Annotated in this window: 7 protein-coding genes; 5 read left to right on the top strand and 2 right to left on the bottom strand. The window is 49.0% G+C overall.

The genetic code is table 11. The features are described from left to right. A partial coding sequence (gene pncB, locus Q1V74_RS05185) for a nicotinate phosphoribosyltransferase (protein ID WP_300647362.1) occupies positions 1-928 on the top strand: 928 nt, incomplete at its 5' end. 4 nt (positions 929-932) lie between these two features. Here the strand turns inward: pncB and Q1V74_RS05180 are convergent. Next, entirely contained in the window at positions 933-1481 is a 549-nt protein-coding gene (locus tag Q1V74_RS05180; protein ID WP_300647361.1) for an NAD(P)H-dependent oxidoreductase, read from the bottom strand. Positions 1482-1531: 50 nt separating this feature from the next. Between Q1V74_RS05180 and Q1V74_RS05175 the strand changes: the two genes are divergently transcribed. The 4 genes from Q1V74_RS05175 (at position 1532) to accD (ending at position 6853) form a co-directional block, all read left to right on the top strand. Next, the gene (locus Q1V74_RS05175) at positions 1532-3742 is read left to right on the top strand and encodes a bifunctional (p)ppGpp synthetase/guanosine-3',5'-bis(diphosphate) 3'-pyrophosphohydrolase (RefSeq protein WP_300647360.1); all 2211 of its coding nucleotides are present in this window, start codon (positions 1532-1534) and stop codon (positions 3740-3742) included. A gap of 105 nt (positions 3743-3847) precedes the next feature. Then, positions 3848-5047 carry a tryptophan synthase subunit beta gene (gene trpB, locus Q1V74_RS05170; RefSeq protein ID WP_260649835.1) on the top strand — a complete coding sequence of 400 codons (1200 nt, stop codon included), beginning with the start codon at positions 3848-3850 and terminating at the stop codon, positions 5045-5047. 15 nt (positions 5048-5062) lie between these two features. Then, a complete protein-coding gene (gene trpA / locus Q1V74_RS05165) occupies positions 5063-5887 on the top strand; it encodes a tryptophan synthase subunit alpha (RefSeq protein WP_260649834.1) in 825 nt (274 codons plus the stop codon). Between the two features lie 90 nt (positions 5888-5977). Continuing rightward, positions 5978-6853, top strand: a complete 876-nt coding sequence (gene accD, locus Q1V74_RS05160; RefSeq protein WP_300647359.1) for an acetyl-CoA carboxylase, carboxyltransferase subunit beta — start codon at positions 5978-5980, stop codon at positions 6851-6853. A gap of 182 nt (positions 6854-7035) precedes the next feature. On the opposite strand, the gene Q1V74_RS05155 is transcribed toward accD, so the two are convergent. Beyond that, on the bottom strand, positions 7036-9151 hold a 2116-nt coding region (locus tag Q1V74_RS05155), incomplete at its 5' end, for a ribonuclease E/G (protein ID WP_300647358.1).

The raw sequence follows: 9151 nt of genomic DNA, 5'->3' as shown, positions 1-9151 counted from the left end.
TTTACCGGAGCGCTGTATCTCTATTGAGTATGGCGATAAGCCCGGCGAGCTTGCAATCGAGGTCGAAGGCCCTTGGTTACATACTATTTTATTTGAAATCCCTGTTCTTGCCATTATTAACGAGGTCTATTTTCGTAACACCCAGCCCGAGCCGGACTGGGCAGAAGGGCGTCGCCGTCTTCAAGAGAAAATGCGTTGGGTTACTGAAGACCCCGAACTAACGGACTTTAAAGTAGCAGAATATGGTACACGCCGTCGTTTCTCCAAAAAATGGCATAACGAAGTGGTTGTTACCATGAAAGAGCAAATGGGCAATCATTTTGCGGGCACAAGTAACGTCTGGTTAGCAAAACAACACGAGGTGCTGCCTTTAGGGACGATGGCACATGAATATTTACAAGCCTGCCAAGCGCTGGGGCCTCGCTTACGCGACTCCCAAGTTTTTGCGTTTGAGACGTGGGCTAAAGAATACCGAGGGGATTTGGGCATTGCTTTATCTGATGTCTATGGCTTAGATGCATTTTTAGCCGATTTTGATATGTATTTTTGCAAGTTATTTGATGGAGCAAGACATGACTCGGGAGACCCCTTTGTTTGGGGGGAACGTCTCTTAGCCCATTACCAGCAAAATCGCGTCGACCCCCGTACAAAAACGTTAATTTTTTCCGATGGTTTGACGATCCCTAAAGCGATAGAGCTGGCAAAGCATTTTGCGGGTCGCTGCAAGGTATCTTTTGGCATTGGTACGAATCTTACCAATGACTTGGGCTACGAGCCTTTACAAGTGGTGATGAAGATGGTGCGTTGTAATGGGCAACCGGTAGCTAAGGTCTCCGACACACCAGGAAAAACCATGTGTGATGATCCAGCGTACTTGGCTTATTTGCGTCAGGTCTTTCATCTGCCTGAGCATGTTGAATCGGAATAATCGCCTAGTCCAGTGCCAAGGTTAGTTGGGCTGCTAGCACGCCTCCTAGCTCCTCAGCTTGATGTAGCTGTTCTGGTGAGAGTTGTTTAGGCGCCCAAATGCTCTCAGCGGTATCCGCACCGGTCAATACAATAAGCGGTGGTTGTACAAGCTGGAGTCGCCAACCTGTGCAAATACGTTGGACTTGCTTGGCGGCACCTTGCCCATCTGTACCAGCGCTAATAATCATGCCATATGGCCGGCCATTGATCTGATTTAAAAGCGCATAATAATGCTGATCAAAAAACGCTTTCATTTCTCCGCTAAGACTAGCTAGGTTTTCTGGAGCACAGAACAAAAAAGCATCGGCAGCGAGCAGCTGAGGTGCTGTGGCTTGCTCAGCCGGAATACAATTTACACCAATGCGAGTATGGCTTTGTAATTGTTCTAAGACCTTTTTCGCACCCTGATGCGCAGAAAAGGCCAGTTGTTGGCTGGCAGTAGTGCGAGAATGCCATACAATAAGTAAGTTTACAGTAGTATCCAGCATATTGATATGTGCTTTGGTAATCATCTGCTAGGTAGTATAACTGTTGTACCGATTTCTTTTTCTATAGCGCTGTTATGTCTAGTTTTATTCCTGCTCAACCTCAATCAGCAATGACGACGCAAAGCCCGTTTACAGCGGACTGGCTGGCGCGTATGAGCGCGGATCTGCCACGTTCTCAACAAGAAAAATTAGCTTTGGCAGTGCGACATGTAGAGCCGCTGATCCATGGGTTAACCACCCCAGCAGGAGAGCCTTTGGATTCGCATTCTGCAGCTGTCTTAGAAATATTGCAAAATCTGAATGCGGATGCTTCAACGCGAATTTGTGCTTTATTGGCTGTATTGGATCAAAAAGATCAGGTTAAGCACGAGGAGCTAAAAAAAGAGTTTGGTGATCAGGTAGCCACCATGGTGGGGGGAGCGCGAGCTCTCTATCATATTGGGGCGCTTGCAGCTAAGGCCCATGATCAAGCCGCTACGGGCACAGATCAAAAAGAAATGAAGCGCAAAATGCTTTTAGCGATGGCTGTTGATTTGCGCATTGTTCTGGTCCGGCTAGCTTCGCGATTGCAGTCGTTGCGTTGGTTTGTGCACAGTAAAACGGTGTGTCCATATGACTATGCCAAAGAAACCATGGAGCTATATACGCCGCTGGCGAATCGGCTTGGAATTTGGCAGCTAAAGTGGGAAATGGAAGATCTGGCTTTTCGTTTTTTGCAGCCGGATACTTATAAAAAAATTGCGAAACAGCTAGAGGAAAAGCGTGCGGAGCGTGAGGCTTTTATTGCGCATATCGTAGAGCGTTTAACACAAGCCTTAAGTGAAATCGGAGTAGATGCCCAGGTCAATGGCAGGCCTAAACACATCTATAGCATTTATAACAAAATGCGCAATAAAAATCTGCGTTTTGATCAGTTGTATGATATTCGAGCTCTACGCGTTATTGTCAAAGATGAGCGCAGCTGCTATAGCACCTTGGCGTTGATTCATGCAATGTGGACACCAGTAGCCAACGAGTTTGATGATTATATTTCTCGCCCAAAACCCAATGGCTATCGTTCATTGCACACTGTAGTGGCGGATGACCAAGGGCGCACCTTTGAGATTCAAATTCGTACCGAGGAAATGCATCACTATGCTGAGTTTGGTATGGCGGCACATTGGCATTATAAAGAATCAGGGGCTAGGGGCGGGCAAACCAAAGTCTCCGAAGAGGAACAAAAAATAGCATGGATGCGTCAGTTACTGGCTTGGGACCATGAGGAATCCCAGGCGCAAGCAGATCATCCAGAGACCACACCAGAGCATATTTATGTTTTAACACCGCAAGCACGGGTGATTGAGCTACCTTATGGAGCGACGCCGGTCGACTTTGCTTATTATTTGCATACTGATTTAGGGCATCGATGCCGAGGCGCCAAAGTTGACGGACAAATGGTGCCACTACTGACTAAACTAAAAACAGGGCAAACCGTTGAGATCATTACGACAAAATCAGGTGGGCCGTCGCGTGATTGGTTAAATCCTCAGCTTGGCTTTTTAGCAAGCCCGCGCTCCCGCGCCAAGGTGCGAGCCTGGTTTAATGCGGTTGAGCTACAGCAGCGGATTAGCCAAGGCCAAACTATGGTAGAAAAAGAGCTGCAGCGCATTGGTCGAACTGCGGTCAACCTGGAGCAGCTTGCACAGAAATTGGGTTTTGCTCGAGCCGATGATTTGTATATCGCAGTAGCTAAAGATGAATTTAGCTTGCGCCAAATCGAAAACAGCTTTAAAGCTCCTGTTGCCACCGAGACTGAGCCCCAAACAAAGGTGTTTGATGCTAACCGGAGTAGCGTTACGCGCACGGGTCGTAGTGGTGTGCTGGTGGTAGGTGTAGACTCACTAATGACACAACTAGCGCGTTGTTGTCGTCCTGCTCCACCGGATGGTATTAGTGGCTATATTACTAAAGGGCGTGGGGTCTCTATTCATCGTAGTGATTGCAAATCCTATGCTGGGCTAATCGCTGCTCAACCTGAACGCGCGATTGAGGTGGATTGGGGAGATACGGGCGAAGCGTTATATCCTATTGATTTGTTAATCATCGCTTCAGAGCGACCTAACCTGTTGCGCGATATCTCCGAAGTTTTTGCACGATTACGTGTTAATGTAGTGGGAGTGAATACCCAAAGTCGGCGTTCTTTAACCCAAATCGTTTTCACCATCGAGGTGCAGCACGGTGATCAAATCCAACGTACCATTAGCGCTCTTCAGGAAATCCCCGGTGTGCAAGCGCAACGTTGTTGATAGGTGCTAATTCTAATTCGCCCCACTCGTGCTTTGCCCTGAAACTGGTAAAATGCTTTTTTTACACGATCGTCGTGACATGATTACATACAGAGAGTAATAGCCTTGACAACCTATAACTACCCCGATCAACAAGGCCATTTTGGGCCGTTTGGTGGATCTTTTGTAGCGGAAACCCTTGTTCATGCCTTGGACGAATTACGGGCTGCTTACGACAAATATCGTAATGATCCGGATTTTCTTCAAGAGTTTCATTATGAGCTAAAGCATTTTGTAGGTCGCCCATCTCCTATCTATCATGCAAAGCGATGGTCGGAAAAACTCGGGGGCGCGCAGATTTGGTTTAAACGCGAAGACTTAAACCATACGGGGGCGCACAAGGTCAATAATTGCATCGGGCAGATCTTATTAGCGAAACGTATGGGCAAACCCCGTATTATTGCTGAAACCGGTGCTGGTCAGCATGGTGTTGCCACAGCAACGGTTGCCGCTCGCTATGGTATGCAGTGTGTGGTTTATATGGGCAGTGAGGACGTGAAAAGACAAGCCTCGAATGTCTATCGTATGAAACTGTTAGGGGCCGAAGTCATACCGGTTTCCTCGGGTTCGCGTACCCTTAAAGATGCGCTGAATGAAGCCATGCGTGACTGGGTGACGAATATTGAAAACACGTTTTACATTATTGGTACCGTGGCGGGCCCCCACCCTTATCCAGCCATGGTGCGAGATTTTCAGTCCGTTATTGGTAACGAGTGTTTAGAGCAAATGCCGGCTGAAATCGGTCGGCAGCCTGACTATATTGTGGCAGCCGTTGGGGGCGGCTCAAATGCTATGGGCATTTTCTACCCTTACTTAGATCAAGCGGATGTCAAGCTGATCGGGGTCGAAGCAGGCGGCGAAGGGCTGACCACTTTAAAACACTCTGCTTCTTTGAATGCGGGGCAGGTAGGGGTGCTACACGGTAACCGTACATATGTATTACAGGACGAGGCCGGTCAGGTTCAGGCCACGCATTCCATATCTGCTGGGTTGGATTACCCCGGTGTTGGTCCCGAACATGCTTGGTTAAAAGATTCACATCGTGCGCAATATGAAATCATTAACGATGATGAAGCACTACAAGCATTCCACGATTGTTGTCGTATCGAAGGAATCATGCCTGCATTAGAGTCGTCACATGCGATTGCACAAGCCGTTAAGATGGCTCCTTCCTTGCCAAAAGATAAGGTGATTTTGGTGAACCTGTCAGGGCGTGGCGATAAAGATATGCATACTGTAGCCGAGTATAGTGGTATTAGCCTTTAATTTATGGGTGTTTTTATGTCAAATCAATCCAATCCACGCTTAAAGGCTGTGTTTGAGCGCCTAAACGGGCGTGCGGCTTTAATTCCTTATATTACGACTGGTGACCCGGCTGTTGAGGCGACCGTGCCTTTGATGCATGCTTTAGTTCAAGCCGGAGCCGATGTGATCGAGCTTGGGGTGCCCTTTTCTGATCCGATGGCAGATGGTCCAGTGATCCAGCGGGCGGCAGAGCGTGCCGTTGCTCGTGGCGTCTCGTTGAGAACGGTTTTAGATATCGTTAAAAGCTTTCGTGAAGACGATAGCACGACGCCGGTGGTGTTGATGGGATATGCGAACCCAATCGAAGCCATGGGGCAACAGGAGTTTGTGCAAGCTGCGGCCCAAGCAGGGGTAGATGGGGTTTTAACCGTAGATTACCCGCCTGAGGAGTGCGAGTCATTTGCACAGGATTTATCCTCTCATCATATCGACCCTATCTTTTTGTTAGCACCTACGTCTACAGATCAACGTATCCAACGTATTGCTGACATCGCTCGTGGTTATGTTTATTATGTGTCCTTAAAAGGTGTGACCGGCTCGTCCTCATTAGATGTCGAGGACGTCACAAAGCAACTACAGCGTATTCGTCAATATGTCACAATTCCCGTAGGGGTTGGTTTTGGTATTCGTGATGCCCAAAGCGCAAAGCAGGTCGGGCAGCATGCGGATGCCGTGGTGATAGGTAGCAAGCTGATCGAAACCATGGAAAATCATGTGAATGAGCACGACGGTGATATTCCGGGTGCTATTCAAGCAGCGGCGGACTGGTTGGCTACGGTACACCAAGCCCTAACGGATTAGTTTTATTTTTAATCATAATTAGGTGCTTATGATCAGCACCTAATTCTTTACGGTCTAACCTGATTTAGATCAGATAAACAGGATTACCCAATGAGCTGGATCCAAAAATTATTGCCTCCTCGAATTAACCGCAATCATGGTGCGAGCAAACGTGTGCCTGAAGGGTTATGGGTTAAATGCCCGTCATGTGAGTCGGTGCTATATAAAGAGGACTTACAAAATACGTTAAATGTTTGTCCTAAGTGTAATCACCATTTGCGTCTTAAAGCCCGTGCGCGTATTGATGCGTTATTAGACGCTGATCATCGTGTTGAAATTGGTGCGGCGATTCGTCCGCTGGACCCACTTAAGTTCCGTGATACAAAAAAATACCCAGACCGGGTAGCGCAAGCTGTAAAAGATACGGGCGAAACCGAGGCGATGGTGGTCATGGCAGGTACGATTTTATCGATGCCAGCCGTGGTAGCTTGCTTTGAGTTTGAGTTCATGGGTGGTTCCATGGGTTCTGTAGTGGGAGAGCGTTTTGTACGAGGAGTACAAGAAGCGATTCGCACACGTTCGGCATTTATTTGTGTGGCGGCCTCGGGTGGTGCGCGCATGCAGGAAAGCTTGTTTTCTCTGATGCAAATGGCAAAAACCAATGCCATGTTGGTCCAGTTAGCCGAGGCAGGTTTACCATTTATTAGTGTATTAACTGATCCCACAATGGGTGGTGTGTCAGCAAGCTTTGCGTTTATGGGCGATGTGGTCATTGCTGAGCCCAATGCGCTGATTGGTTTTGCTGGGCCACGTGTGATTGAGCAAACAGTACGAGAAAAATTACCAGAAGGCTTCCAACGAGCGGAGTTTCTGCTCGAAAAAGGCGCCATTGATATGGTGGTGGATCGCCGTGAGATGCGCCAAGAGTTGGCTGCTTTGATGGCGATTTTAATGCGCCAGCCGGCAGAGGCTGTGCAGCCGCGCTAAAGCTACCAGTGAGGACGAACGGCTTATATTAGACTCAGATCACGACCTCATTAATAAAAAGGACTGCGTTCGTATTAAACGAAGCAGTCCTTTTTTGTATTTATATACCGCTAAAAATAAGCGATTGAAAAAAGAGTAATACGAAAACGCTGCCCTCTGTAAAAAGAGGGCAACTAAATGGATTACAGCTTCGTTTCAATCTGTTCTAAGACTTCATTTTCCACCTGCGGGCTCGCTTTGCGTGGACGGCCTAGGGGGATGCTTTCGATTGCAGTGCTTAGGTCTGCTGTGGCGCCTGCGCGCGTCTGCACTAATTCTAGGCCGGCTTGCTCTAGCATAGGTTGCAGTAGATCCGGATTAAAAACAGCCTGTGAGGGGAGAGCAGGTGATACTGATACGGTCTCGACCTCGGTAATGTTGAAGGCTGTTTCCTCTGGTTCTGGGTTTTCACCTGTTTCAACCTGTACGAGTGGCTCGTGGTTGATGGGCTCTGCCCAGCGTGAGCGCGCAGCACGTCCAGCGGTTTGCTCGGGCTCGGGCGTGGTTTGCTCCGCAGGGGCGGCACTAGTTTGTACTAGCTCCAAACCAGCTTGAGCTAAATGAGCTTGAAGTTGATCCACGGAGGGTAAGAAATGTTCTTCTATCACCTCTGTGGCGGGTTTTATGGGCTCAGCAACAGGAGGTTCGCTCACATCGATAGAAGGGCTAGACGTGGGCTCCTGGGCTTCAGTCACAGACAGGTCAGGGGTAGGATCTGTTGCTGCTGGACTAGCCTGCTCAGCGCTAGATGCTTTTTCCGTCGTATGCTCAGGCTCTGTGCTCGTTGAGATTGGCTCAGCTGCGCTGGTTTCTTGTTCCAACACACTGGCATCAAAGCGTGGCGTTTCGTGGGTAATGATTTTAGGGCTGTCTAAGTCGCCTTCTTCATCCTCCACGGTGACAGTGCTGATTTGTTCCGCTTCATTGGGGCGACGGCTACGACGATTACGACGTCGGCGGCTACGACGTCGCTCATTAGGCTGCTCATCATCAGCAGAGCTGATGGGCTGATCAGTATTGGTTACTTGCTCAGCTACGGCCTGATCTTTTGTGTCGCTAACCGGTGGCGCTATGCTAGCATCGGCTTTTGGCTCAGCTGTAGCAGCTGGGTCGATTGTGACAGAGTCTTCCTGCTGTTGCTGTTGCTGCTGTTGCGCTATATCCTCGTGAGTCGTTGTTTCACGACGACGATTACGTGGACTACGGCGGCGGCGACGATTTGGTTGCTCTTGAGTTGAGTCATTGTCTGTTGTTGGAGCAACGGCAGAGCTCGTGGCTGTTACTGCGGTAGCCGGCGTCCCTTTTGCTTGTTGGCGTCGTACACGCGCGTTGCGTGCTGTTTCTACGACGGCAGCTTTGGGGTCTGTAGGATCTGGGCGTCGCTCTTTTTTGTTGCGATTTTGGCGCTCGTTAGGTGTGCGACGGTCCTGTTTTTGGCGAGCAGACCGCTTTTGAGGGGCTACAGGTTGGTTTTCTGGGGCCTTGTCCTCGTTGGCCGCTGGGGTAGCAACAAGGGATTTAAACCACGCCCCTAGACGGGAGAAAAAGCTAACGGTTGGCGCTTTGTCTCCATTGGAGCCGGGGGCGGGTTGTGCAGGAGTAATGCCTTTCACAATGGCCTCGGGGCGTGTTTTGATTTCGTGGGTGCGATGAGGGGTTAACGTGGTTTCCTCTTCCACTTTGACTTGTTGATAGCTAGAGCGCAAGTCTTCTAGACGAGGGTCGTCGTGGCGTAAGCGCTCAATAATATGGTGTGGGGTCTCTAGGCCTTTATTTGGGATAAGGGTCAAATTGACATTGAGGCGAGACTCGATTTTGGTAATGTCATTACGTTTTTCATTCAAGAGATACGTAGCGACATCTACTGGCAACTGCGCATGGATAGCCGCTGTGCCTTCTTTCATGGCTTCTTCTTGGAGCAAGCGTAAGACATGAAGAGCGCTGGACTCGGCATCACGAATAACACCAGTACCAGTACAGCGTGGGCAGGTCACGTGAGAGCCTTCATTGAGCGCAGGGCGTAAACGTTGGCGTGATAGCTCCATTAAACCAAAACGAGAAATCTTACCCATCTGCACGCGCGCTCGATCCACATGCAGTGCATCACGTAAACGTTGCTCTACAGCACGCTGGTTTTTATTGTCCTCCATATCAATGAAGTCAATAACAATTAGACCACCTAAGTCGCGTAAACGTAATTGACGAGCGACCTCATCGGCGGCTTCTAGGTTCGTACGCAGGGCGGTTTCTTCAATATCA

The sequence above is a fragment of the Paenalcaligenes sp. genome (assembly GCF_030152715.1).
In the GTDB taxonomy this organism is placed as follows: Bacteria; Pseudomonadota; Gammaproteobacteria; order Burkholderiales; family Burkholderiaceae_B; genus Paenalcaligenes; species Paenalcaligenes hermetiae.
The sequence above is the reverse complement of the archived record's forward strand: the minus strand, read 5'-3'. Positions and strand labels throughout refer to the sequence as shown.